19 protein-coding genes are annotated in these 24,798 nt (G+C 67.3%); 7 read left to right on the plus strand and 12 right to left on the minus strand.

Features of this window, described 5'->3' with window-relative positions; genetic code table 11:
* Positions 1–77 precede the first annotated feature (77 nt).
* From addB to CVO77_RS14215, 4 genes are all read left to right on the plus strand, one after another.
* Positions 78–3,041: a double-strand break repair protein AddB gene (gene addB / locus CVO77_RS14200; protein WP_105999596.1), complete on the plus strand. Its 2,964-nt coding sequence runs from the start codon at positions 78–80 to the stop codon at positions 3,039–3,041.
* Positions 3,038–6,523 carry a double-strand break repair helicase AddA gene (gene addA, locus CVO77_RS14205; RefSeq protein ID WP_105999597.1) on the plus strand — a complete coding sequence of 1,162 codons (3,486 nt, stop codon included), beginning with the start codon at positions 3,038–3,040 and terminating at the stop codon, positions 6,521–6,523. The genes addB and addA overlap by 4 nt, the downstream gene beginning before the upstream one ends.
* Positions 6,524–6,556: 33 nt before the next feature.
* Positions 6,557–6,880: a thioredoxin TrxA gene (trxA, locus tag CVO77_RS14210; protein ID WP_105999598.1), complete on the plus strand. Its 324-nt coding sequence runs from the start codon at positions 6,557–6,559 to the stop codon at positions 6,878–6,880.
* A gap of 89 nt (positions 6,881–6,969) precedes the next feature.
* Positions 6,970–7,254, plus strand: coding sequence for a virulence factor (locus CVO77_RS14215; protein WP_105999599.1), 285 nt, complete (start codon positions 6,970–6,972; stop codon positions 7,252–7,254).
* On the opposite strand, the gene argJ is transcribed toward CVO77_RS14215, so the two are convergent.
* From argJ to CVO77_RS14270, 11 genes are all read right to left on the minus strand, one after another.
* The gene (gene argJ / locus CVO77_RS14220; protein ID WP_106000849.1) at positions 7,255–8,487 is read right to left on the minus strand and encodes a bifunctional glutamate N-acetyltransferase/amino-acid acetyltransferase ArgJ; all 1,233 of its coding nucleotides are present in this window, start codon (positions 8,485–8,487) and stop codon (positions 7,255–7,257) included.
* 174 nt (positions 8,488–8,661) lie between these two features.
* On the minus strand, positions 8,662–10,101 hold the full coding sequence (locus CVO77_RS14225) for an aldehyde dehydrogenase family protein (protein WP_105999600.1): 1,440 nt from the start codon (positions 10,099–10,101) through the stop codon (positions 8,662–8,664).
* A 125-nt stretch (positions 10,102–10,226) separates the two neighbouring features.
* A complete protein-coding gene (locus tag CVO77_RS14230; protein ID WP_105999601.1) occupies positions 10,227–11,537 on the minus strand; it encodes a M20/M25/M40 family metallo-hydrolase in 1,311 nt (436 codons plus the stop codon).
* A gap of 173 nt (positions 11,538–11,710) precedes the next feature.
* The gene (gene glnA / locus CVO77_RS14235) at positions 11,711–13,123 is read right to left on the minus strand and encodes a type I glutamate--ammonia ligase (RefSeq protein ID WP_105999602.1); all 1,413 of its coding nucleotides are present in this window, start codon (positions 13,121–13,123) and stop codon (positions 11,711–11,713) included.
* 71 nt (positions 13,124–13,194) lie between these two features.
* Positions 13,195–13,533 (minus strand): P-II family nitrogen regulator, encoded by a 339-nt coding sequence (locus CVO77_RS14240; protein WP_095388486.1) that lies wholly within the window; start codon positions 13,531–13,533, stop codon positions 13,195–13,197.
* Positions 13,534–13,884: 351 nt separating this feature from the next.
* Entirely contained in the window at positions 13,885–16,071 is a 2,187-nt protein-coding gene (locus CVO77_RS14245; protein ID WP_105999603.1) for a PQQ-dependent dehydrogenase, methanol/ethanol family, read from the minus strand.
* Between the two features lie 299 nt (positions 16,072–16,370).
* A complete protein-coding gene (map, locus tag CVO77_RS14250; protein WP_105999604.1) occupies positions 16,371–17,210 on the minus strand; it encodes a type I methionyl aminopeptidase in 840 nt (279 codons plus the stop codon).
* A 48-nt stretch (positions 17,211–17,258) separates the two neighbouring features.
* Positions 17,259–17,642: a type II toxin-antitoxin system death-on-curing family toxin gene (locus tag CVO77_RS14255; RefSeq protein WP_192878831.1), complete on the minus strand. Its 384-nt coding sequence runs from the start codon at positions 17,640–17,642 to the stop codon at positions 17,259–17,261.
* 11 nt (positions 17,643–17,653) lie between these two features.
* On the minus strand, positions 17,654–17,881 hold the full coding sequence (locus tag CVO77_RS14260; protein ID WP_105999606.1) for an AbrB/MazE/SpoVT family DNA-binding domain-containing protein: 228 nt from the start codon (positions 17,879–17,881) through the stop codon (positions 17,654–17,656).
* Positions 17,882–17,922: 41 nt separating this feature from the next.
* A complete protein-coding gene (clpA, locus tag CVO77_RS14265; RefSeq protein ID WP_105999607.1) occupies positions 17,923–20,262 on the minus strand; it encodes an ATP-dependent Clp protease ATP-binding subunit ClpA in 2,340 nt (779 codons plus the stop codon).
* 379 nt (positions 20,263–20,641) lie between these two features.
* Positions 20,642–20,839 (minus strand): DUF1192 domain-containing protein, encoded by a 198-nt coding sequence (locus CVO77_RS14270; RefSeq protein WP_105999608.1) that lies wholly within the window; start codon positions 20,837–20,839, stop codon positions 20,642–20,644.
* Between the two features lie 133 nt (positions 20,840–20,972).
* On the opposite strand from CVO77_RS14270, the gene CVO77_RS14275 reads away from it, so the two are divergent.
* The 3 genes from CVO77_RS14275 to CVO77_RS14285 all read left to right on the plus strand — a co-directional run bounded on the left by CVO77_RS14275 (position 20,973) and on the right by CVO77_RS14285 (position 23,903).
* The gene (locus CVO77_RS14275) at positions 20,973–21,953 is read left to right on the plus strand and encodes an NAD(P)H-quinone oxidoreductase (protein WP_242445950.1); all 981 of its coding nucleotides are present in this window, start codon (positions 20,973–20,975) and stop codon (positions 21,951–21,953) included.
* A gap of 168 nt (positions 21,954–22,121) precedes the next feature.
* The gene (locus CVO77_RS14280) at positions 22,122–22,760 is read left to right on the plus strand and encodes a DUF1013 domain-containing protein (RefSeq protein ID WP_106000850.1); all 639 of its coding nucleotides are present in this window, start codon (positions 22,122–22,124) and stop codon (positions 22,758–22,760) included.
* Positions 22,761–22,763: 3 nt separating this feature from the next.
* Complete coding sequence (locus CVO77_RS14285; protein WP_105999610.1) at positions 22,764–23,903, plus strand: MBL fold metallo-hydrolase; 1,140 nt, start codon at positions 22,764–22,766, stop codon at positions 23,901–23,903.
* 58 nt (positions 23,904–23,961) lie between these two features.
* On the opposite strand, the gene CVO77_RS14290 is transcribed toward CVO77_RS14285, so the two are convergent.
* A complete protein-coding gene (locus CVO77_RS14290) occupies positions 23,962–24,669 on the minus strand; it encodes a Crp/Fnr family transcriptional regulator (RefSeq protein ID WP_105999611.1) in 708 nt (235 codons plus the stop codon).
* Between the last annotated feature and the right edge of the window lie 129 nt (positions 24,670–24,798).

A 24,798-nucleotide genomic window follows, 5' to 3' on the forward strand; every position in this document is an offset into this window, starting at 1 on the left:
GAAGGCCGGGCTCTCGCCGGTGCGTCAGGCGGACAGGGTGAGATCCCGGCCTTCGCCGGGATGACGAAGGGAGCGCAATGACCGCGGCTGGCCGCCCCACCATTTATTCCATCCCGGTCCACCGGGCCTTTGCCGATGCGCTCGCCGCCGGGATCATCGCGCGCTACGCCGATGGCGCGCTGGGGCTGGCCGAGGGAATGATCCTGCTGCCGAGCAACCGGGCGCGCAGCGCGGTGCAGGCGGCGTTCGTGCGCGCGGGCGGGGCGGGGCTGTTGATGCCGCGGCTCGCGGTGATCGGCGACGCCGATCTCGACGAGTCGGTGGCGCTGGCGCTCGACGGCCTCGACGACGAGCCGATCGCGCCCGCGATCGACCCGTTGCGGCGACGGTTGCTGCTCGCCGAACTGATCGAGCGGCACACACCGGCGGGCGAGACGCCGATTACCGGCGCGGCGGCGTTCCAGCTCGCCGACGGGCTCGCGCGGGTGATCGACCAGCTTCATTATGAGGAGGTCGCGGTCTCGGCGCTCGTCGACCTCGACCTTGGCGCCTTCGCCGGCCATTGGCAGGCTTCGCTCGGGCGGCTGCGGCTGCTCGTCGATCATTGGCCGGGCGTGCTCGCAAAGACCGGCCATATCGACCGCGCCGAGCGGCGCAATCGGCTGCTCGGCCGCGTGACCGCAGGATGGCGCGCCGCGCCGCCCGCGCGCTTCACCATCGCGGCGGGGATCACCACCGCGGCGCCCGCGATCGCGCGGTTGCTGCGCACCGTCGCCGACCTTGAACGCGGCATGGTCGTGCTGCCGGGGCTCGATCAGGCGATGGCGGCCGAGGAATGGGAGGCGCTCGGCCCGACGCGGCCCGACCCCGAAAATCCCGCGCGGCCGCTGGAAACCCACCCGCAATATCATCTGAAGCTGCTGCTCGATCGCATGGGCGCGCGCCGCGACGAGGTGCGCGAATGGGATGCGACGTCCGAATATGACGGCCCCGCGGCGCGCACGCCCTTCGTCTCGCTGCTCTTCGCCCCCGCCGATTACACCGCCCAGTGGCAGGCGGCGGGCGATCTGGCGGCGGCGGTCGCCGGGATACAGGGCGCGGTGTTCGCCGACGACGGGCAGGAGGCGCAGGGAATCGCGCTGCTGATGCGCGAAGCGGTCGAAACGCCGGGGCGCACCGCGGCGCTGGTCACCCCCGATCGCGACCTGGCCGAGCGCGTCGCGGCGGCGCTCGCGCGCTGGGGAATCGCGGTCGACGACAGCGCGGGCCAGCCCTTGTCGCGGACACCGCCGGGGGCGCTGTTGCTGCTGCTCGCCGATCTGGCGGCGGCGTTCGATTCCGTCGCCTTGGTGTCGCTGCTCGGCCATCCCCTGGTTCGCAAGGGCGAGGGACGGACGGCGTGGCTCGACCGGGTGCGGCAGCTCGACCTGATTCTGCGCGAACCGGGGCTGGCGCCGGGGTGGCAGGGGGTGAGCGCGCGGATGGAATCGTCGCCCCCGCGCAGGCAGGGGGGTGATGCGGAGGCGTTGCGGAGCTGGTGGGACGATCTTGCCGCGGGCCTCGGCACCGCGCTCGCGCCGTTCGCCGCGCCGGCCCCGCCCGCGACCTTGCTGGCGGCCTTGCAGCAGGGGCTTGAATGGCTGACCGGCGATGCGGTCTGGGCGGGACCGGCGGGGCGGATGCTCGCCGAGCTGTTCGACCAATGGGCGCTCGCGCGCGGCGACGGGCCGGCGCTTGTCGATCCCGCCGATTTTCCGGCGATGCTTGGGCAATTGCTGGGGCAGGCGAGCGTGCGCCCGCCCTATGGCGGCCATCCGCGGCTGTTCATCTGGGGGCTGCTCGAAGCGCGGCTCCAGCGCGCCGACCTGATGATCCTCGGCGGCCTCGACGAAGGGCGCTGGCCCGCCGCGGCCCAGCCCGACCCATGGCTTGCCCCCGGCATCCGCCGCCTGCTCGGCCTGCCCGCGCCCGAACGGCAGCAGGGCGCGGCGGCGCATGATTTCGCGGGAGCGCTTGGCGCGCGCGAGATCGTCGTCACCCGCGCCGCGCGCAGCGGCGGCGATCCGGCGGTCGCCTCGCGGTTCTGGCTGCGGCTCGCCGCGCTTGCGGGCGACCTGCCCGAACCCACGCCGGGCGGGGCGGCGCTGACCCGGCTCGCGGCCGAGATCGACGTGCCGCCGGGCGACGTGCAGCCGGCCCATCGGCCCGCGCCGCGTCCGCCCGCCGGGGATCGCCCGCGCCGGATCAGCGTCACCGGGGTCGATCGGCTCGCGCGCGATCCCTTTGCCTTCTATGCCAACCGCATGCTCGGCCTGTCGGCGCTCGATCCCTTGAGCGCCGCGCCCGACCCGCGCTGGCGCGGGACGCGCGTCCACCGGCTGTTCGAGGATTGGGTGCGCGGGGGCGCGACGCGCGAGGGGTTGGAGGCCGAGCTGGCCGCCTTGCGCGACGATGCCGCGCTCGACGCGATCGCGCGCGCTTTCTGGCTGCCGCGGATCGAGCCTGCGCTGCGCTGGGCCGCGGAGCAGGTCTGGAGCGCCGAGGGGCGCACACCGCTGGCGGTGGAGGCGCAGGGTGAAATGACGCTCGACGGCATCGTGCTGCACGGCAAGGCCGACCGGATCGACCGCGACGGCGAAGGCCATCTTGCGATCGTCGATTATAAATCGGGCGGCGCGCCGAGCGCGAAGGCGGCGTATGACAAGCTCGACAACCAGCTTGGCCTGCTCGGGCTGATCGCGCGCGAGGGGGGGATGAAGGGCCTCGATGCCGCACCCGTCGCGAGCCTCGAATATTGGAGCCTGCGCCCCGATCGCCGCGCGGGCGGCGCGGGGAAGATATCGAACACCTATGGATCGCGCAGCGATTTGAAGAGTGCCGAGGACGCGATCGACCATGCCGCCGAGGCGCTGGCCGACCTTGCCGCGCGCTATCTGTTCGGCGATGCGCCCTTCGTGCCCGGCGAAGGCGTGGGCTATGGCGATTACGACCAGCTCATGCGCCGCGACGAATGGTTCGGGCGCGGCGAGGACGGCGCATGAGCAAACCCGCCGGCCTCGCCACCCTTGACCCGCGGCAGGGCGCCGCCGCCGACCCCGAAAGCCATGTCTGGCTCGGCGCGTCGGCGGGGACGGGCAAGACGCAGGTGCTGTCGGCGCGCGTGCTGCGGCTGATGCTCGATGGCGTGCCTCCGCAAGCGATCCTTTGCATCACCTTCACCAAGGCGGGCGCGGCCGAAATGGCGCACCGCATCCACGAACGGCTCGCGGCGTGGGTGCGGATGGCCGACGGCGACCTGCGGCTCGACCTGCGCGCCCTGGGACTGGAGTGGGACCGGCCGGGGCTGATGACGCGCGCGCGATCCTTGTTCGCGACGGTCATCGACAGTCCAGGCGGCGCGATTCGCGTCCAGACGATCCACGCATTCTGCCAGACTTTGCTCGCGAGCTTTCCCTTGGAAGCCAAACTGCTGCCGGGTTTTCGCGCGATCGAGGAGGATGAGGCGGCGGCGCTGAAGAACGCGGTGCTGGCGGAGCTTCTCGAAAGCCCCTCCCCTTCAGGGGAGGGTGAAGAAGGGGGGCTTCGCGACGCCGCGGCGATGCTGTCGCGGCGGCTGGGGCAGGAATCGGCGCTGGCTTTTCTGTCGAGCTGCGCTGCGGCGTTCGGCGGTCCGCGCGCGGCGCTGCCGCCCTCGGCGCACGACCTGCGCGCGGCGTTCGACCTGCCCGGCGGCGATCCCGATGCCGGGATCGCGGCCGAGCTTGCGGACGGCGCGGTGTCCGACGACGATATCCGCGCGGTCGCGACGAGCGGCGCCAATTGGGGGACCAAGACCGGGCTGGCCTGCAACGATATGATGGTCGGCTGGCTGATCGCCGCCGCCCCCGCGCGCGCCGCGATGCTCGGCGAGCTGCTCGGCTGTTTTCTGACCGGCAAAGGCGATCTTCGCGCCGATTTCGCGGGCGACAAGGGGCGGATGACCGATTGCGTCGGCAGCGCGACGCGGATCGTCGAGGCGGTGCAGGGCCTGCTTGGCACCGCGACCGCGATGCGCGTCGCCGACGATCTGGCGGCGGCGTGGAAACTCGGCAGCCGCTTTGCCGAAGGCTATGCGCTTGCCAAGCGCGAGCAGGGGCTCGCCGATTTCGACGATCTGATCACGCTCGCGGGATCGCTGCTGCGCGTCAGCAGCTTCGGCGAATGGGTGCGCTTCAAGCTCGACCAGCGCACCGACCATATCCTCGTCGATGAGGCGCAGGACACCAATATGCGCCAATGGGGCATCGTGTTGTCGATGGCCGAGGAATTCTTCGCCGGGGTCGGCGCGAAGGAAGAGCGCGTCCGCACCCTCTTCACCGTCGGCGACCGCAAGCAGGCGATCTTCGGCTTTCAGGGCACCGAGCCCAGGGCGTTCGCCGCCGCGCGCGGCCTGTTCCATGCGCTGGGCGAAACCGGCGGGCAACCGTTCCGGCAGGTCGATCTCGTCTCCAACTATCGCTCGACCCCCGCGGTGCTGACGGTCGTCGATGCGTGGCTCGCGGCGGGCGGGGCGGACGCGATGGGGCTCGACGGCGACGAGCCGCCGCATCACCCGCATCGCTCGAACCACGCGGGGCAGGTCGAGCTGTGGCAACCGCTGCCGGTCGGCAAGGCGCTCGATGCCGCGGCTGACGAGGGCGACGAAGGCGAGGGCGACGGCAATGCGCCTGCCTCCGACCCCGCTTCGATGCGGCTCGCGCGCGCGATCGCGAGCGAGGTGCAGGGGTGGATCGCGCACGGCAAGGACGGACGCCCGGTCGCGCCGGGCGATATCATGATCCTCGTCCGCCGCCGCCGCGACCTGGCGGCGCGGATCGTCGCGCGCTTGCAGGCGCTGCACGTCCCCGTCGCCGGGGTCGACCGCTTCGCGCTGACCCAGCCGCTCGCGGCGCAGGATCTGATCGCGGCGATGCGCTTCGCGGTGCAGCCGCTCGACGACCTCAATCTCGCCGCGCTGCTCGTTTCGCCGCTGATCGGCTGGACGCAGGACGAGCTTTATGCGCGCACTCATCAGCGCGGCCGCGCGGCGTTGTGGGAGCATCTGCGCAGGGCCGAGGGCGATCTGCCTGCGGCGACGATGGCGGCGCTGCGCCACCTGCTCGGCATGGCGGATTTCACCACGCCCTTCCGCTTCCTCGAGACATTGCTGTCGGGGCCGATCGACGGGCGGCGCAAGCTTTACGCACGGCTGGGACGCGAGGCGCGTGATCCGATCGATGAATTGCTCAACCAGGCGCTCGCCTTTGAACAGCGCGAGACGGTGTCGCTGCTCGGCTTCCTGACGATGGTGTCGGCAAGCGCGGCCGACATCAAGCGGCAGACCGAGGCGCGCAGCGATGTCGTGCGGGTGATGACGGTGCACGGATCGAAGGGCCTCCAGGCGCCGATCGTGATCCTCGCCGATGCGACCGACGACGCCGGGATCGGCCACCGGCCGTTCAGCGTCGATGTCGCGGGATGGGAGAAATTGCCGGTCTTCGCACTGCCCGCCGACGAGCGCCATGGAGCGCTTGCCGATGCTTATGCCGCGGCGGCGAAAGCGGCATCGGAGGAACATTGGCGGCTCTTTTATGTCGCGATGACCCGCGCCGAGGAGATTCTCGTCATCGCGGGGGTGACGAAGAAGGCCGACCGGACGATCCCCGAAACGAGCTGGCACGCCGCGGTCGAGGGCGTGCTCGCGGCCATGCCGTGCGAATGGGAGGACGCCGGTCCGATGTGGGGCCAGCGCCGTATCCACCGCGCCAATGAAGGCAAATGGGCGAAGCAGGAAAAGGCGGCGCGGGTCGCGGCCCCGGCGCTCGTGCTTCCCGAATGGGCGCACCGGCCGGCGCCCGAGGAAGCGCGTCCGCCGCGCCCGCTCGCGCCGTCGGCGCTCGGCGAGGATGATGTCGCGGTGCCGCCGCAGGGAGCCGCGCGCGTCGCGGCGGTCGAGCGAGGTTTGCTGCTCCATGCCTTGTTCGAGCGGTTGCCGCCGGTCGCGGCGGCGCGGCGGCGCGATGCGGCGTTGCGCTGGCTTGCCGCGCAGGCGCCGACGCTCGACGAAGCGGCGCGCGCGGCGATGGTTGGCGAGGTGCTCGCGGTCCTCGACGATCCCGCACACGCGGCGCTGTTCGGCCCCGGCAGCCTGGCCGAAGTGCCGCTGTCGGCGGTGGTGGGCGGCGGCGCGGTCGTCGCGGGGATCGTCGACCGGCTGCTGGTCACCGCAGAGGTGGTGACGGTGATCGATTACAAGACCGGACGGCGGGTGCCGGGCAGCGCCGACGCGGTGGCGCCCGCCTATCTGCGCCAGATGGCGGCCTATCGCGATGCGCTTGCGGTGATCTTTCCGGGTCGGCGCGTCGAAGCGGCGCTGCTCTATACCGCCGCGCCGCGGCTGATCCGCCTCGCTGATGCGCTGCTCGACGCGCACAAGCCCGGCTTGGCGGTCACCAAGGCGAATTTGCCGGGTTCGGGCCTTGAGCCGGACGCGCCGACGCCTTAGCTTGGGAACAACAGCGTTTCAGGAGTTTGATCTATGGGTACCAAAGCCATCACCGACGCCAGCTTCCAGACCGATGTGCTCGACAGCGACACCCCCGTACTCGTCGATTTCTGGGCCGAATGGTGCGGCCCGTGCAAGATGATCGGCCCGTCGCTCGAGGAAATCTCGAACGAACTGGCGGGCAAGGTAGTGATCGCCAAGCTCAACATCGACGACCACCCCGACGCGCCGAGCAAATATGGCGTGCGCGGCATCCCGACGATGATCCTGTTCAAGAACGGCGAGATTGCCGACACCAAGGTCGGCGCCGCGCCGAAAAGCGCGCTCAAGGGCTGGCTCGAAGGCGCGCTGGCGTAATTGCTCCGTTCCGGCTAAATCTCTTCCCCATGAACGCGCCAATCGGACATAATCGGTTTGGCCCGCATCGTGCGGGAGGGGGAGGAAGCATGTACGCGATCGTGTTTGATCTCGACACGGCGACGCTGGAACAGACCTATCCGAACGCCTCCTGGCGCAACGCTTATGCCGATGTCCGGCGCGTCCTTGAGACGAAAGGGTTCGATTGGCAACAGGGGTCGACCTATTTCGGTAACGAAGCCGTCACGGCTGTCGATTGCGTTTTGGCGGTGCAGGAATTGAAACGTCAGTTCGAGTGGTTTCAACCCTCGGTTCGCGACATTCGGATGCTACGAATCGAAGAAAACAACGATCTCGGCCCGGCGTTGGGATAATCAGCTCCGATAATCGGCGTTGATGCTGATGTAGCCATGCGTCAGGTCGCACGTCCACACGGTCGCGCGGCCTTCGCCCAGCCCCAGGTCGGCGCCGACGCGAATCTCCAGGCCCTTCAGATGCGCCGCGACCGGCGCTTCGTCATAGCCGTCGACGGGCAGCCCGTCCTTTGCCACCCAATGATCGCCGAAACGGATCGCCAGGCGGTCGCGGTCGGCCGGTTCGCCCGCCTTGCCCACCGCCATCACGACGCGGCCCCAGTTCGCGTCCTCGCCCGCGATCGCGGTCTTGACCAGCGGCGAATTGGCGATCGACAGCGCGACGCGCCTGGCGCTCTCGTCGCTGACCGCGCCGCTCACCTGCACCTCGATGAATTTCGATGCGCCCTCGCCATCGCGCACCACCTGCTGCGCAAGGTCGAGCGCGACGGCGTGGATCGCCGCGTAAAGCGCGTCGGCGCCCGGATCGTCGCGCGTCGTCAGCGGCGCATTTCCCGCCTGCCCGGTCGCGAACAGCAGGACCGTGTCGCTGGTCGAGGTGTCGCTGTCGACGGTGATGCTGTTGAACGTCGCGCCGGTCGCTTCGTTCAGCATGTCCTGCAGCAGCGCGGGCGCGACTGCGGCGTCGGTGAAGATATAGCCGAGCATCGTCGCCATGTCGGGGGCGATCATCCCCGATCCCTTGACGATCCCCGCGACCTGCACGGTGCGGCCCTCGATGATCGCGCTGGCGGCGGAGCCCTTGGGAAAGGTGTCGGTGGTGGTGATGGTCCGGGCGGCGTCTTCCCAGCTCGCCGGCGGCCCTGCAAAGCCGATCACCTTTGCCAGCCCCTCGCGCGCCTTGTCCTTGGGGAGCGGCACGCCGATGACGCCGGTCGAGCTGACGAAGACTTCCTTCGGGTCGCAATCGAGGTGCGCCACGACCTGCGCGACGATCTGCTCGACCGCCTCACGGCCGCGATATCCGGTAAAGGCGTTCGCGTTGCCCGCGTTGACGATCAGCGCCCGCGCCCGGCCGTGCGCAATGCCTTCGCGGCACATCTCGACCTCGGTCGAACAGCAGATGTTGCGCGTCGTCACGCCCGCGACCGCGGTGCCCGGAACCAGTTCGACATAGGTCAGGTCGCAGCGGTCCCAATTCTTGTATTGCGCCCGCGCGACGCGGCGCGACACGCCCGCGATGTCGGGGAGGGTGGGGAAGGCGGCGGGGGCGAGGGGCGAGCGAGTGGTCATGGGGTGCGCATAATCGCTATCGGCCCATAGCAAAACCCCTCCCGTAAACGGGAGGGGCAGCGAGGCTTGCGAGCTTGCTCGCTAGCCGCAGCGGGGTGGGCCAGCGCACCGACGAAGCTCGCTTCGCTCGCGCCCACGCCTTAATCCCCTCCCGCTTGCGGGAGGGGAGATAGATCAGGCCGGAAGGCCGCTGATCGATTTCACTTCCATGAAATCCTTGAGCCCGAGCAGCCCGCCTTCGCGGCCGTTGCCCGACGCCTTGTAGCCGCCGAAGGCCGCGCCCGGGCCGGGCCCCCAGGCGTTGACCGCGACCATGCCGGCGCGCAGTTTCGGCGCGATGGCGGCGGCCTTGGCGGGGTCGCCCGAGATCACCGCCGACAGGCCATATTCGGTGTCGTTGGCGATATCGACCGCCTCGTCGAGGTCGCCATAGGCCATGACCGTCGCGACGGGACCAAAGACTTCTTCGTTGGCGATGCGCATGTTGCGGGTCACGCCCGAGAAAACCGTCGGCTTGATATAATAGCCGCGGTTGACGTTGCTCGGCAGGCCGGTGCCGCCGGTCTCGAGCGTCGCGCCTTCGTCGATCGCCGACTGGATCAGGCCCTGGATCTTGTCGAACTGTGCCTTGTTGACGACGGGGCCGATATGGCCGCCCTCGGCCTGCGGGTCGCCTACTGCCGTGCCGTCGAACATCGCCTTGATGACGCCGACCGCTTCGGCCTCGCGGTCCTTGTGGACCAGGATGCGCGTCGGCGCGATGCAGCTTTGGCCGGTGTTGACCAGCACGCCCTGCACCGTCGGGGGCAGCACGGTTTCAAGGTCGGCGTCGGGCAGGACGATGTTCGGCGACTTGCCGCCCAATTCCTGATGGACGCGCTTGACCGTGTCGGCGGCCGCCTTGGCGACCAGGATTCCGGCGCGGGTCGATCCGGTGAAGCTCACCATTTCGATGCCGGGGTGCGAAGAAATCGCGTTGCCGACGGTCGGGCCGTCGCCCTGGACGAGATTGAACACGCCCGGCGGGACGCCCGCGGCGTCGAGGATTTCGGCAAAGATCACCGCATTGCCGGGGCATTCCTCGGACGGCTTGAGGATCATCGTATTGCCCGCGGCGAGCGCCGGGGCGACCTTCAGCGCGATCTGGTTGAGCGGCCAGTTCCACGGCGTGATCATGCCGACGACGCCGATCGGCTCATAGGCGAGAACCCCGGCGTGATATTTTTCGGTGAAGGAAAAATCCTTGAGCGCCGCGATGGTGCCGAGGAAGCCGCCGATGCCGGCGCCGACCTGCGCGGTGCCGGCAAAGCTCACCGGCGCGCCCATTTCGCTCGCCATCGACTTGGCGAGATCGGGTCCGCGCTTCTTATATTCCTCGACGATGCGGTCCAGCAGCGCCAGGCGTTCTTCGCGCGTCGTCTGCGAAAAGCTCTTGAACGCTTCCTTCGCCGCGGCGACCGCGGCATCGACGTCGGCCGCGCTGCCGAGAATGACGGTCGAGGCCGCTTCCTCGGTTGCCGGGTTGATAACCTCGTGGAGCTTGCCGCCCTGGCTGTCGACCCATTTGCCGCCGATATAATGTTGTTTCAGGTGCGTTTCGGTGTCGCTCATCATAAATCTCCCATCGGCGGTGAATTCGTCTCGCATTGCTACCTAATGACGGCGGCGAATGAATCAAGCATCACACCCGCTTTCGTCACCCCGGATCAAGTCCGGGGTGACGACGCGGGGGGCGCTCCTCAGCGCTTTTCAGCAGAAAGCCGTGACATCAAGATGGCGGCGCGGGTCGCCTGGCGCGCGATGCTGGGAATATCGACCGCTTCGCCGGGCGCATGGTCGCCGGTGCTATACGGCCCCAGACCCGCGAGCCCGTCGACGTCGGCGGCGACGAAGCTGATGTCGCCCGCGCCGCGCTTCAGCGGGTCGAGCGCCGCCATTTCGGCGAGCCCCAGGTCGCGGTTGACGCCATTTAGTTTGACCAGCAGCGCCTTGTTGCCCGCGGTCGGCGCCATCGGCGGATAGCCGCCGGGGTCGAAGCCGATCGTCGCGCCGGTGCCGGGGGCATGGTCGGCGACGATCGCGGTCATCCTGGCCTTCACGCGGTCGATCTGTTCAAGGGACAGCGCGCGCAAATCGCCGCGCGCGATCGCGATCGCGGGAATGATGTTCGTCTTGCCGTTCGCGGTGGCGCGGATGCCGCCGGCGTCGAGTTCGGCCTGCTGCCCGCCCGCGACCAGCCCGACGTTGAAGGTCAGGTTCGGTTCGGGCAGTTCGGTGCGGAAACGGTGGATGATCCGTACCAGTTCATAGATCGCGCCCTCGCCCGCCTCGGCGCTGAAGATGCCCGAGCTGTGGCTCGCCTTGCCGGTCGCGGTCACGGTCCAGCTATCCGACGAGCGCCGCGCGACCGACCCCATGTCGGCGCCCGCATCGCGCACCAGCCCCTCGAAATCGAGCGCGACGTCGCTGCGCTTGCCCGCCGCGATCAGGTCGGCGCGGGCCTTTTCGATCGGGGTGCCGGTGTCCTCTTCGTCGCCGGTCATGTGAAATTCGATATTCGCGCCCTTGAGCGTCCCCGCCGCCGCCATCGCGCGCAGCGCCGCGACGACGACGACCATCCCGCCCTTGTCGTCGCCCGCGCCGGGGCCTTCGCCCCAATCGCCCTTGCGGACGAAGGTCTGGAACGGCGAATCGGGTTCGAACACCGTGTCGAGATGCCCGATCAGCAGCAGGCGTTTGGCGCCCGGCTTGCCGCTGTGGGTCGCGATCAAATGGCCCGCGCGCCCGGTGTCGGTCATCGGCTTCCATTCGACCTTGAAGCCCAGCGGTTCGAGTTCGGCGCGCATCATCGCCCCGATTTTTTCGACGCCTTCCAGATTCTGCGATCCGCTGTTCTGGTTGACCAGTGTTTCGAGCAGCGCGAGGCTGCGCCCCTGTTCGGCCTCGACCGTCTTCGCCATCGTCGCCTCGGCCGGGCTGAGCTTTGCCTGCGCGGCCGGGGCGAGCGCAAGCTGAAGAGCGATCAGGGCGGCGAACGGCAGCGATTTCATGGGGGACTCCAGCGTCAGATGTTCCAGTCGCCGCCTTCGCGGGAGGCGACGAGGCTTTGTGCACTGTCTGCGCTTCGCGGGCAAGCATCGGCCGTGCGCAAAGGGCGCGTCCCAACGAAAGGGGCGCCCGGTTCCCCCGAACCGGACGCCCCACGCGGTCTGATCGCTGCCGATCAGGCGCTGTAATACATGTCGAATTCGACCGGGCTCGGGGTCTGCTCGACATTATAGACTTCGGCCCATTTCAGCTCGACATAGGCTTCGATCTGGTCCTTCGAAAAGACGTCGCCCTTGAGCAGGAAGTCGTGGTCGGCGAGCAGGCTGTCGAGCGCTTCGCGCAAGGACGCGCAGACGGTCGGGACTTCGGCCAGTTCCTCGGGCGGCAGATCGTAGAGATTCTTGTCCATCGCGTCGCCGGGGTGGATCTTGTTCTGGATGCCGTCGAGCCCCGCCATCAGCAGCGCCGAATAGCAGAGATAGGGGTTCGCCATCGCGTCGGGAAAGCGGAACTCGACGCGCTTCGCCTTGGCGCCCGCGCCATAGGGAATGCGGCACGAGGCCGACCGGTTGCGCGACGAATAAGCGAGCAGCACCGGCGCCTCGAAGCCGGGGACGAGGCGCTTGTAGCTGTTCGTCGTCGGGTTGGTGAAGGCGTTCAGGGCCTTGGCGTGCTTGATCACGCCGCCGATGAAATAGAGGCACATGTCCGAAAGCCCGGCATAGCCGTTGCCCGCGAACAGCGGCTTGCCCTTTTCCCAGATCGAGATGTGGGTGTGCATGCCCGATCCATTGTCGTCCTTGATCGGCTTGGGCATGAAGGTTGCGGTCTTGCCATAGGCGTGTGCGACCTGGTGGACGACATATTTGTAGATCTGCATGCGGTCGGCGGTCTGGGTCAGCGTGCCGAAGGTCAAGCCCAGCTCGTGCTGCGCGGCGGCGACCTCATGGTGATGCTTGTCGCAGGGCAGGCCGAGTTCGAGCATGGTCGAGACCATCTCGGCGCGGATATCGACGGCGCTGTCGACCGGCGCGACGGGGAAATAGCCCCCCTTGGCGCGCGGCCGGTGGCCGAGGTTGCCGCCTTCATACGCGCGGCCGGTGTTGGTCGGCAGCTCGATATCGTCGATCTCGAAACCCGACTTGTTATAGCCGGTTTCGAAGCGGACATCGTCGAACATGAAGAATTCGGCCTCGGGGCCGACATAGACGGTGTCGCCGATGCCGGTCGAGGCGACATAGGCCTCGGCGCGTTTCGCGGTGGTGCGCGGATCGCGGGCATAGCCCTCGCCGGTCGAGGGTTCGACGATGTCGCAGAAGATCACGAGCATCGGGGTCGCCGAGAAGGGATCGTCATAGACGGCGTCGAGGTCGGGCTTCAGGATCATGTCGCTTTCGTTGATCGCCTTCCAACCCTCGATCGACGAGCCGTCGAACATCAGCCCGTCCTCAAGTTCATCCTCGCCGAGGATCGAGGCGACCATGGTCAAATGCTGCCACTTGCCCTTGGGGTCGGTGAAGCGCAGGTCGACCCACTCGATGTCGTTGTCCTTGATCCGCGCGATGATATCCTTGGGCTTCGTAGCCATCGTCTATGCTTCCTTCTTGCGAAATGATCCGGCGTGCCGGGGGTTTTCGGGTTTTCGAAAAATGCGAAAGTTTAAAGCGCGTCCTCGTTGCGTTCGCCGGTGCGGATGCGGAGCGCGGTTTCGATGGGCATGACGAAGATCTTGCCGTCACCGATGCGGCCGGTCTGCGCGGCGGCGGCGATCGCCTCGACGACGCGTTCGGCCATATTGTCGTCGACGACGACCTCGAGCTTCACCTTGGGCAGGAAATCGACGACATATTCGGCGCCGCGATAGAGTTCGGTGTGGCCCTTCTGGCGCCCGAAACCCTTGGCTTCGGTGACGGTGATGCCGCTGACGCCGACTTCGTGCAGCGCTTCCTTCACCTCGTCGAGCTTGAACGGTTTGATGATCGCCTCAATCTTCTTCACGCGCCTGATCCCCTTTGGACTGCCCGCCGCCGCCCGCAGCCAAGGCCGGATCAGGCGCGCCTGATCCGGTTCGGCCGGTCGAGTCGGTGCGGTGTCCCACCATCTTGCACCAATCAAGACCCGTGCCAATTGGCGAATCGCGGGGTTCCGGGCAGAATTTAGGCGGGCGATCCCGCCGTTGCCCAAGGGGTGGGCAAGGGCGCAGCATTGGTGCTTAAATTTTGGGCAATCCATCCCGCTTCGTCATTGCGAACGAAGCGAAGCAACCCAGGGCGGCGCCACACCGCCCTGGATGGCTTCGTCCCCCGGATCAAGTCCGGGTCTTCGCAATGACGATCCAGTCTGTGGCGATCAGCGCCCGACCGGCGCCGTCGCCTCCGGCAGGTTGGCCTTGGTCCAGTGCGAGCGGTCGATGACATAGGCGCGGATCGCTTCGACATCGGCGGGGGTGAGGACGCGCGCGAAGCTGACCATGCCGCGGTCCTTCAAGGCGCCGTCGAGGATCACCGATTTCCACGCATCGGCGTTGGTGAGCGCGCCCGAGACGCGCAGGTCGGGGGTAAAGCCGTTGCCGATCGCGCTGTCGCCGTGACAGACGATGCAATAGCGTCCGAAATGCGCCTTGCCCGCCGCGACCTGCTGCGGCGTTCCGAACTGCGGCGGCGGGTTCCACGCGAGGGTTGTCGTTGCGGGCGGCGCGGGCAGCTTCACCGTGCCGCCGACCTTGAGCACGACGAGCCGCGGCAGGTTCGGTAGCTTGCGCGTCACCCCGCCCGCGACCCCGGCGACGAGCGGGAAGGCGCCGCCCTTGCCGGTCTGGAAGGCGACATATTGCACCCCGCCGACGCGGAAGGTCGAGGGTGCGCTGACGATCCCAGACTGCATGTCGAGGTCGAGCAATTGCTTGCCGGTATCGGCGGCATAGGCGCGGAAGCGGCCGGTGCTGGTGCCCTGGAACACCAGATTGCCCGCACTCGTCATCGTGCCGCCGTTCCACGCCGCGGGATAATCGACCCCCCACGCGACCTTGCCGGTGCGCGGATCGAAGGCGACGAGGCGCCCGGTCGTCGCGGCGACCGCGGCGCGGAACGCCGCCTTGTCGTCGGGCAGCATCGTCTTGTTCAGCGAAGTGCCGACGTTGAACCCCAGCACCTTGCGCTTGTCGAGCTCGTCCATGTCCTGGAGATAGCCCTGCGGAATCTGCTGCGCGGGGATATAGACGAGCCCGGTCGCGGGATTATAGCTCATCGGGTGCCAATTATGCGCGCCGAGCGCGCCGGGGATCGCGATAAAGGGCTTGCCGGTCCTGTAGAAGCGCGCGTCGGGATTCTCGATCGGGCGGCCGGTCGCCATGTCGTAGCCGGTCGCCCAGTTGATGCCGTCGACATAGGGTTTGGCATCGATCAGCTTGCCGTTCGTGCGGTCGATCGTGAAGAAGAAGCCGTTCTTCGGCGCGTGATACAGCACTTTGGTCGGCTTGCCGTTCACCGCCTGCTCGGCAAGGATGATCGGCTGGGTCGCGGTATAGTCCCAGCTTTCGGCCGGGGTTTCCTGATAATGCCATTTATAGGCGCCGGTGTCGGCGTCGAGCGCGACGACCGACGACAGGAACCAATTGTCGCCTTCGCCATTCGATCGCTCGCCATGGTTCCACGGGTTGCCGTTGCCGACGCCGAGGTAGATCTGGTCGAGATCCTTGTCATAGACGATCGCGTCCCACACGGTGCCGCCGCCGCCCGAGACCTTCCACTCGCCTTTGTCGGACCAGGTGGCGTTGCCCTTTGCCGCGAAAATATCGTCGGAGGCCGCGCCGTCCTTCTTCTTCTCGGGGTTGGGCGCGGTGTAGAAGCGCCAGCGCTCCTTGCCGGTGTCGGCATCATAGGCGGTGACATAGCCGCGCACCCCGAACTCGGCGCCGCCGTTGCCGATCAGCACCATGTCCTTCACAACGCGCGGCGCGCCGGTGATGGTGTAGGGTTTCGAGGTGTCGAAGGTCTGCGTCGACCACAGCTCCTTGCCGGTCTTGCGGTCGAGCGCGATCAGGCGGCCGTCGAGCGTGCCGACGAATAATTTGTCGCCCCAGACGGCGACGCCGCGGTTGACGACGTCGCAGCAGGCGCTGACCGCGCGCTCGCCGGGCACCTTGGGATCGAACGACCACAATTTCTTGCCGGTCGCGGCGTCCCAGGCATCGACCTTCGACCAGGCGTGGCTGACAAACATCACGCCGTCGACGACGACCGGGGTCGCTTCCTGCCCGCGCGCATCGTCGAGGTCGGCATACCAGGCGATGCCGAGCCCGCCCACATTCTTGTCGTTGATGTCGGTCAGCGGGCTAAAGCGCTGCTCGTCATAGCTGTAGCCGATGCCGGCCCAATCATCGCCGTTGCCGCCGGTCTTGAGCAGCGCCTCGCTGGCCTTTTCGGCATCGTCGAGCGATCCGCCGCCCGAGATGCTGTCGTTCTTCGATGCGTTGCACGCCGCCAATGCCAATGCCGCGCAGCCCAGCAGCGCCGCCGAAAAGACCTTCTTCGCCATATCCCTCTCCCACGCCTATGCTTGACGTTAACGTCAAGACTGCGCCGGAAGAGGGCAGGGTGCAAGAGGGTTTCGCGCAGAGGCGCAGAGATCGCAGAGAAGAAAGAAAATGCACGCGGAGACGCGGAGGCGCGGAGAAAGGCTTCTCGCCGCGCAGCGGCCTTTTTCCAGCAGGCTTCTCTCAAGCAGAATCCGTTGCAGACGAATGGGGCCTGGCGGCCCGACCCCTCTCCGCGCCTCCGCGTCTCCGCGTGAACCTAATCTCTGCGATCTCTGCGCCTCTGCGCGAAACCCTCTTCTTACTGCCAGGGCGGCGCGTTCAGGCCCTTGGGGCTGGCGGTGAAGATGTCGCAGCCGGTCTCGGTGATCCCGATGCTGTGCTCGAACTGCGCCGAGAGCGAGCGGTCGCGGGTCACCGCGGTCCAGCCGTCGTTGAGCATCTTCACCGCATATTTGCCAGTGTTGATCATCGGCTCGATCGTGAAGAACATGCCGGGACGCAGTTCGGGGCCGGTGCCGGGACGCCCGGCGTGGACGACCTCGGGCGCGTCGTGGAACATCTGCCCGACGCCATGGCCGCAAAAATCGCGGACCACCGAATAACGATGGCGCTCGGCATGGCTCTGGATGGCGTGCGCGACGTCGCCCATCATATTGCCGGGCTTCGCCTGCTCGATGCCGAGCATCAGGCATTCATAGGTCACATCGACCAGCCGCCGCGCCTTGATCGGCACGTCGCCGACCAGATACATGCGGCTGGTGTCGCCGTGCCAGCCGTCGATGATCGTCGTTACGTCGATATTGACGATATCGCCGTCGCGCAGCGGCTTGTCGTCGGGGATGCCGTGGCAGACGACATGGTTGATGCTGGTGCAGCAACTGTGCGTGAAGCCGCGATAGCCCAAGGTCGCGGGAATGCCGCCGCCCTCGATCATCATCGTGCGGACAAGGTCGTCGATCGCGCCGGTGGTCACGCCCGGCTGAACGAAGGCGACTAGCGCGTCGAGGATTTCGGCCGACAGCCGCCCCGCCTTGCGCATCCCGGCAAAGCCCGCCGCATCGTGCAGCTTGATCGTGCCGTCGCGAACGCGGGCAGGGGCGCCGGCTTCGGCGGCGGTTACGGAGAGGTAGTTGTACATGAGTGCGGATATAGTCGCTGGGGGCTGAAAAAGCGAGGGGCGGCGGGCTCAAACTTTGGCGAGATGGTCGCGGAACCAGTCCGCCAATTCACCGTCCGACAACTCCCCTGCCGCGAGCGCGAGGAAGGCCACCACCAATTCCGCATCGGTGACGGTCAAACCATAGCCGTTGAGCATCAGAAAGGTTTCGCTGACCACCGCGGCTGTGCGCTTGTTGCCATCGACGAAGGGATGGTTGCGCGCGATGCCGAAGGCATAGGAAGCCGCGAGTTCGGCTGCATCGGGGCTGCCGTAAACCGCTAGATTCTGCGGCCGTGCCATGGCGCTTTCGAGCATGCCCGAATCGCGCACGCCTTCGCCGCCGCCATGTTCGGCAACCTGCTCGTGATGGGCCGCCAGAGCGACCTCCAGCGATACCCAAGTCCAATTCATCGTGGATATTGCTATTTGGCGAGTTCGCGCAGCGCGCGCTTGCGGCGTGCCATGACTTCGCGTGCCGCCGTCATCTGCGTTTCGAAGTCCGCGTCATAGGGCGCGAGTTCGATGCCGCGCTCGGTATCGCGCACCGAAAGCATGTCGCCCTGCGCTGCACCAAGCCGCGCCAGCAACTCCTTGGGCAGGATGACGGCGGCGCTGTTACCGACCTTGGTGATCTTGAGCGGCGTGTTCATACACTCGTTATAACATCGCCGCTCAAGATTTTCAAGAACGGCTACTCCGCCGTCTTCTCGGTCTTGGCCTTCGCCTTGCTCTTGCTCGCCTTGGGCGGGGCCGAGACGATCTCGAACGCCAGCGGGTTGCCGACCTTGGCGTCCTCGCCGGTCTTCATCTTCACCTTGACCTCGCCGCCGTGGACGAGCTTGCCGAAGAGGAGTTCCTCGGCGAGCGGCTGCTTGATCTTTTCCTGGATCAGGCGGCCCATCGGGCGCGCGCCGTACAGCTTGTCATAGCCCTTGGCGGTCAACCACTCGCGCGCCGCATCGTCGAGCTGGATGTGGACGTTGCGGTCGGCAAGCTGCAATTCGAGTTGCAGGATGAACTTGTCGACGACGCGCGCCACCACTTCGGGGGGCAGATAGCTGAAGGGCACGATCGCATCGAGGCGGTTGCGGAATTCGGGAGTGAAGAGATTCTTCACCGCTTCCTCCTGCACATCCTCGCGCGTCGAGGCGCCGAAACCGATCGACTCGCGCGCCATGTCGCTCGCCCCGGCATTGGTCGTCATGATCAGGATGACATTGCGGAAATCGACCGTCTTGCCATGATGATCGGTCAGGCGGCCATGGTCCATCACCTGGAGCAGGATGTTGAACAGGTCGGGGTGCGCTTTTTCGATCTCGTCGAGCAGCAGCACGCAATGCGGATTCTGGTCGATCGCATCGGTGAGCAGGCCGCCCTGGTCATATCCGACATAGCCCGGCGGCGCGCCGATCAGGCGGCTCACCGAATGGCGCTCCATATATTCGCTCATGTCGAAGCGCTGAAGCGGGATGCCCATGATGTGCGCGAGCTGTTTCGCAACCTCGGTCTTGCCGACGCCGGTGGGGCCGCTGAACAGATAATTGCCGATCGGCTTCTCGGGATCGCGCAGGCCCGCACGGCTCAGCTTGATCGCCGACGCCAGCACCTCGATCGCGGTGGTCTGGCCAAAGACGACGCGCTTCAGGTCGGTCTCGAGCGTTTCGAGCACCTTCTTGTCGTCGCTCGACACCGATTTGGGCGGGATGCGCGCCATCGTCGCGATCACCGCTTCGATCTCCTTGGCGGTGATCGTCTTGCGGCGCTTCGACGGCGGCACCAGCATCTGCATCGCGCCGACCTCGTCGATCACGTCGATCGCCTTGTCGGGCAGCTTGCGGTCGTTGATGTAGCGCGACGACAGCTCGACCGCGGCGTTGATCGCGTCGGCGGTATATTTGACGTTGTGATGGCTCTCGAACGCTTCGCGCAGCCCGGCGAGGATTTTCTTCGTGTCCTCGATGCTCGGCTCGATCACGTCGATCTTCTGGAACCGGCGCAGCAGCGCGCGGTCCTTTTCGAAATGATTGCGAAACTCCTTATAGGTCGTCGATCCGATGCAGCGGATGATGCCGCCCGACAGCGCGGGCTTGAGCAGGTTCGACGCGTCCATCGCGCCGCCGCTGGTGGCGCCGGCGCCGATCACCGTGTGGATCTCGTCGATGAACAGGATCGCGTGCGGCAGGCCTTCCAGCTCGGTCACGACCTGTTTCAGCCGCTCCTCGAAATCGCCGCGATAGCGCGTGCCCGCGAGCAGCGCGCCCATGTCGAGCGAATAGATCACCGCGGGCAGCAGCACCTCGGGCACGTCGCCCTCGATGATCTTGCGCGCAAGGCCCTCGGCGATCGCGGTCTTGCCGACGCCGGGATCGCCGACATAGAGCGGGTTGTTCTTCGAGCGGCGGCAGAGAATCTGGATCGTGCGGTCGACCTCGGCATTGCGGCCGATCAGCGGATCGACCTTGCCGACCTTGGCCTTTTCATTGAGGTTGACGGTGAACTGGTCGAGCGCGGTTTCCTTTTTGGATTTGCCGCCGCTCTCCTTGTCCTTCGCCTCTTCCTTTTCCTCGGGCTCGGCCTGCGGCGACGGCTTGCCGCCCTTGCCGACGCCGTGGCTCAGGTAGGAAACGGCATCGAGCCGCGTCAGATCCTGCTGCTGGAGGAAATAGACGGCATAGGATTCGCGTTCCGAAAACAGCGCGACGAGGACGTTGGCGCCGGTCACCTCATCCTTGCCCGACGACTGGACGTGCAGGATCGCGCGCTGGACGACGCGCTGAAAGCCGCTGGTGGGGGAGGGGTCGCTGTGTCCCTCGACCTTCAAACTGTCGAGTTCGGTGTCGAGATAATGGACCACCGCCGATTGCAGGTCGTCGAGCGCGACGCCGCACGCGCGCATCACTTCGGCGGCATGCTCGTCGTCGATCAGCGCATAGAGCAGATGCTCGAGCGTCGCATATTCGTGATGCCGCTCCGACGCGGCCTTCAGCGCATTGTGGAGGGTCTTTTCGAGGCTTTCCGAAAAGGACGGCATGGGCTTATCTCCTTGGGGACAAGCCGGGGAGAGGCGAGCCCGCTAAACACAAGGTGGCGATACCGCCGCCCCGCCGCAAGGGAAAAGCGGAGGCAAGTGTGAAATTACGATGACAGCATTGCGCTATGGTTAACGGCGGATTGGGATTTTGCGGCGCGGGCGCGGCGCTCAGCCGGCTGCGGGGTGTCGGCATTGGGTGGGGAGCGGTCGTTGCCAGTTCCTCCCCGGAACGGGGAGGTGGCAGCCCGCAGGGCTGACGGAGGGGTCGAAACCTCTCGTCAGGACGCACCGCTGCGACCCCTCCACCACCCTTCGGGCGGTCCCCCTCCCCGTTCCGGGGAGGAATTGGCAACGCCTGCTTCCGGTCGAAAGCGGACCTCTATCCCTTCTTGAACAGCGCTTCCGCCACCGACTTGTGGCTCGCCGCGGCGGCCTTGTGCGCTTTCACCCGTTCGATCTCGCCTGCAAGCACCGCGACGCGCTCGTCGAGTTCGTCGAGCGACAAGGGGTCGAGCGGCTGTTTGATAAGCGCCGCGAGCACATCGTCGCGGCGGCGGGGAAGGTCGTCGTCGTCCATGGCGGTTGCTTTCTCGCTGGTTCCTTTTGACGGCGCGTGACTGTTGACCCGCGCCGCCGCACTGTCAATAAGGCGCCCCGAGTGGGATATCGAGACAAGTGGGGGACTTAGCGTGACCAGCGTGCCGCCAGACATGACCGCCATCGCGATCCGCGAGCCCGGCGGGCCGGAGGTTCTCGTGCCCGAGACGCGGCCGGTGCCGCGACCGGGGCCGGGCGACCTGCTGATCCGCGTCGCCGCGGCCGGGGTGAACCGCCCCGACGTGCTCCAGCGCATGGGTTTCTATCCGCCGCCGCCGGGCGCCTCGGACCTGCCGGGGCTCGAGGTTGCGGGGACGGTCGTCGCGGTCGGGCCGGGCGGCGATCGCGAATGGCTTGGGCAGGCGGTCTGCGCGCTCGTCGCGGGCGGCGGCTATGCCGAATATTGCGTCGCCCCGACGGGAAGCTGCCTGCCGGTGCCGCAGGGCTTTACGATGGCGGAGGCGGCGGCGCTGCCCGAGACCGTCTTCACCGTCTGGCACAATCTGTTCGAGCGCGCCTATGTCCGCGAGGGCGAGATCGCGCTGATCCACGGCGGGACGAGCGGCATCGGCACGACCGCGATCGGCCTTTGCAAGCTGTTCGGAATCCGGACGATCGTCACCTGCGGCAGCGCCGCGAAATGCGACGCGGCGCGTGCGCTCGGCGCCGATCTGGCGGTCGATTATGCGAGCGAGGATTATGTCGAGGCGGTGAAGGCCTTCACCGGCGGCAAGGGGGTCGAGGTCGTGCTCGACATGGTCGGCGGCGATTATGTGCCGCGCAACCTGTTATGCCTCGCCGACGATGGACGCCATGTGACGATCGCCTTCCAGCGCGGCGCGAAGGTCGAGATCGACATTTCGCAGCTCATGCGCCGCCGCCTGACGATGACCGGATCGACGCTGCGCGCGCGAAGCGCCGAGTTCAAGGCATTGCTCGCCGACGAAATCCACCGCACCCTGTGGCCGCGCCTCGCCGAGGGCGGCTGGAAACCCGCGATGGATCAGAGCTTCCCGCTCGCCGAAGCCGCCGCCGCCCACGCGCGGATGCAGGCGGGCGCGCATGTCGGGAAGATCGTGCTGATGGTGGGGTGACGGAAACGACCGATTGCGGCCCCGAAGCGGATGCCGAATCCCCGCTCTTGCCCGTGCGGTCAAACGGGTTTACAGCGACCGCCAATATCCGGCCGCCCCGCGAGGGGCGGCCCTTTCATTTCCGCTTGGAGAAACCCGGCCATGGCCAATGCCAACCCGACCCCGTTGATGCCGCATGCGACCGCCGCCTGGCTGGTCGACAACACGGGTCTCACCTTCGTCCAGATCGCCGAATTCTGCGGCATCCACATTCTTGAAGTGCAGGCGATCGCCGACGAGACCGCGGCGACCAAATATACCGGCCGCGATCCGGTGCGCGCCCACGAACTGTCGATGGACGAGATCGAAAAGGGTCAGGTGGATCCCGACTATAAGCTCAAGATGAGCGTGCAGGGTCAGGACACGATTCGCCGCACCCGCGGGCCGCGTTACACGCCGGTCAGCAAGCGCCAGGACAAGCCCGACGGCATCGCCTGGATCCTCAAGAACCATCCCGAAGTGTCGGACGGCGCGATCGGCAAGCTGATCGGCACGACGCGCAACACGATCAACGCGATCCGCGAACGCAGCCATTGGAACAGTGCCAATATCGTCGCGAAGGACCCGGTGACGCTGGGCCTCTGCTCGCAGCGCGAACTCGATGCGCTCGTCGCCAAGGCCGCGAAGAAGGCCGGGATCAAGGCGCCCGAGGACAGCCGTTTCGAGGGCGATCGCGAAGCGCTGATCGAGGAATTGCGCGCCGAGCGCACCGCCGCCGCCGAAGCGCGCGCCGCCGAGGATGCGGCCGAAGCCGGCGGCGAAGCCTGATCGATGGCGGGCGCGGGCGACGACGACAATATCCCCGCCGCCAGCGGCTCGCCCGACGCATCGCTGACCCAGGACGACAGCTTCACCGCGACCAGCCACGCCGGGCTCACATATCCGTGGGGCGACGGCGCGCCGGCGACGGGCGAGGCGATCCGCATCGCGCCCGGCATAAGCTGGGCGCGCATCCCGATGCCCGGCTCGCTCGGCCACATCAACAGCTGGCTGCTCGACGACGCCGACGACCGGGGCGAGGGGGTCGCGATCGTCGACACCGGCATCTGCCTGACCGTCTGTTCGGACGAATGGAAGGCGCTTTATGCCGGGGCGCTGAGCGGCACGCGCATCACGCGGGTGATCGGCACCCATCTTCACCCTGACCATATCGGCCTGGCCGGCTGGATCGCGAAGAAGCAGGGCGTCAAGCTGTGGATGACGCGCGGCGAGATGCTGACCGCGCGCGCGATCGTCGCCGATGTCAGCGAGACGGTGCCCGACGAGGCGCTGGCGCAATCGCGCGCCGCGGGCTGGGACGATGCGGCGATCGAACAGCAAAAGAGCGAAGGTTGGGGGCGCTTCGCCCTGATGGTCTTTCCGCTGCCGCGCAGCTATGCGCGGATGCAGGACGGCGACCTCCTCGACATGGGCGCGCACCGCTGGCGCGTCGTCACCGGGTCGGGCCATAGCCCCGAACATGCGTGCCTGTGGAACGAGCGCGAAGGCGTGCTGGTGTCGGGCGACCAGGTGTTGCCGCGGATCAGTTCGAACGTCTCGGTCAACATCACCGAACCCGACGCCGATCCGCTCGGCGAATGGCTCGCCTCGATCGACAAATTGCTCGCCACGGTCCCGGCGGACGTCATCACCTGTCCCGCGCATGGCGAGCCCTTCAAGGGGCTGCACGTCCGCCTGATGGCGCTGCGCGACGAGCATCGCATGCGGCTGTACAATCTCGCCGAAGCCGCAACGAAGGCGCCGATGCGCGCGGTCGACAGCTTTCCTTTGCTCTTCAACCGCCCGATCGGCAGCCACAATCAGGGCCTCGCCACTGGCGAAGCGCTCGCGCATCTCAAGCGGCTGGAGGTCGAAGGGCGGGTGAAGCGCGAGGACCGCGACGGCGTCTGGTGGTATCACGGGGTGGCGTAGATCCTCTCGCGCAAAGCTGCGCGCGCGCGATCGCGATCTATTCCGTTGGATGGGCGGCTCAGTTGCCGGGCGCATCGGCGATGGCGCGAATCCGGTCGGGCGACCTGATGACCAGATGGCGATGGCGGGTGACCAGCAGGCCCCGGCGTTCCCAGTCGGCGATGATCCGGCTGACGGTGTGGAGCGTGGTGCCCGCGATGTCGGCGATATCCTTGCGCCGTAGCGGAAATTCGATTTGCACGCCATCGCCGGTTCGGCGCCCCGCCTGGTCGAGCAGCCGCAGCAGCGTCCGCGCGACGCGGCGGTCGGCGCGCTGCGTCGCCAGTTCGCGCAGCCGTTCCTGCGCTTCGCCCAGCCGCTTGCCGACGATGGCGACCATGTTGATCGCGATTTGCGAATGGCGCTGCATCAGCGCGAGCAGGTCGGCGGGATCCCAGCTCAGCTCGACCGCATCGACCATCGCGGTCGCGTCGGCGGGATAGAGGCCGTCGGTCAGCACCGGAACACAGCCGAAGATTTCGCCCGGACCGATGAAGCGGACGAGACCCTCCTCACCGTCGCTGCCCGATTGGGTGATGCGCACGCAGCCCGACAGCAAGGCATGGGCGCGGCCGGCGCGCTCACCCTGGTCGAAAATCCGCACGCCGCGCGCAACTGTGCGCGCACCGGCCATCGCCGCCGCCGCCGCCCGCACGGGGACGGGCAACGACGCAAACAAGGCCATGTCGGCGAGCGCCTTGGCATCGACGGGAATCGGGGCAGCCATAGTCTGCTTCTAGGCGCGGTCGGGCAGGAAAGGCAGAAGTTTGATCCAGCGCAAATCCATTGCTGTCGACTCTGCTATCGTCGCGGGCGAGGGGAAGGGTCGCCCTATGGAGAATGGATGATGTTCTGT

It is taken from the genome of Sphingopyxis lindanitolerans, assembly GCF_002993885.1.
Taxonomy (GTDB): Bacteria; Pseudomonadota; Alphaproteobacteria; order Sphingomonadales; family Sphingomonadaceae; genus Sphingopyxis; species Sphingopyxis lindanitolerans.

What these genes read in the sequence shown, in the direction of transcription:
- argJ (WP_106000849.1), bottom strand. Translation starts at nt 8,487, where the DNA reads ATGACCACTCGCTCGCCCCTCGCCCCCGCCGCCTTCCCCACCCTCCCC.
- CVO77_RS14285 (WP_105999610.1), top strand. Translation starts at nt 22,764, where the DNA reads ATGGCGGGCGCGGGCGACGACGACAATATCCCCGCCGCCAGCGGCTCG.
- CVO77_RS14290 (WP_105999611.1), bottom strand. Translation starts at nt 24,669, where the DNA reads ATGGCTGCCCCGATTCCCGTCGATGCCAAGGCGCTCGCCGACATGGCC.
- CVO77_RS14260 (WP_105999606.1), bottom strand. Translation starts at nt 17,881, where the DNA reads ATGAACACGCCGCTCAAGATCACCAAGGTCGGTAACAGCGCCGCCGTC.
- CVO77_RS14280 (WP_106000850.1), top strand. Translation starts at nt 22,122, where the DNA reads ATGCCGCATGCGACCGCCGCCTGGCTGGTCGACAACACGGGTCTCACC.
- CVO77_RS14255 (WP_192878831.1), bottom strand. Translation starts at nt 17,642, where the DNA reads ATGAATTGGACTTGGGTATCGCTGGAGGTCGCTCTGGCGGCCCATCAC.
- CVO77_RS14270 (WP_105999608.1), bottom strand. Translation starts at nt 20,839, where the DNA reads ATGGACGACGACGACCTTCCCCGCCGCCGCGACGATGTGCTCGCGGCG.
- addB (WP_105999596.1), top strand. Translation starts at nt 78, where the DNA reads ATGACCGCGGCTGGCCGCCCCACCATTTATTCCATCCCGGTCCACCGG.
- CVO77_RS14225 (WP_105999600.1), bottom strand. Translation starts at nt 10,101, where the DNA reads ATGATGAGCGACACCGAAACGCACCTGAAACAACATTATATCGGCGGC.
- CVO77_RS14230 (WP_105999601.1), bottom strand. Translation starts at nt 11,537, where the DNA reads ATGAAATCGCTGCCGTTCGCCGCCCTGATCGCTCTTCAGCTTGCGCTC.
- glnA (WP_105999602.1), bottom strand. Translation starts at nt 13,123, where the DNA reads ATGGCTACGAAGCCCAAGGATATCATCGCGCGGATCAAGGACAACGAC.
- CVO77_RS14245 (WP_105999603.1), bottom strand. Translation starts at nt 16,071, where the DNA reads ATGGCGAAGAAGGTCTTTTCGGCGGCGCTGCTGGGCTGCGCGGCATTG.
- CVO77_RS14215 (WP_105999599.1), top strand. Translation starts at nt 6,970, where the DNA reads ATGTACGCGATCGTGTTTGATCTCGACACGGCGACGCTGGAACAGACC.
- clpA (WP_105999607.1), bottom strand. Translation starts at nt 20,262, where the DNA reads ATGCCGTCCTTTTCGGAAAGCCTCGAAAAGACCCTCCACAATGCGCTG.
- CVO77_RS14275 (WP_242445950.1), top strand. Translation starts at nt 20,973, where the DNA reads ATGACCGCCATCGCGATCCGCGAGCCCGGCGGGCCGGAGGTTCTCGTG.
- addA (WP_105999597.1), top strand. Translation starts at nt 3,038, where the DNA reads ATGAGCAAACCCGCCGGCCTCGCCACCCTTGACCCGCGGCAGGGCGCC.
- map (WP_105999604.1), bottom strand. Translation starts at nt 17,210, where the DNA reads ATGTACAACTACCTCTCCGTAACCGCCGCCGAAGCCGGCGCCCCTGCC.
- trxA (WP_105999598.1), top strand. Translation starts at nt 6,557, where the DNA reads ATGGGTACCAAAGCCATCACCGACGCCAGCTTCCAGACCGATGTGCTC.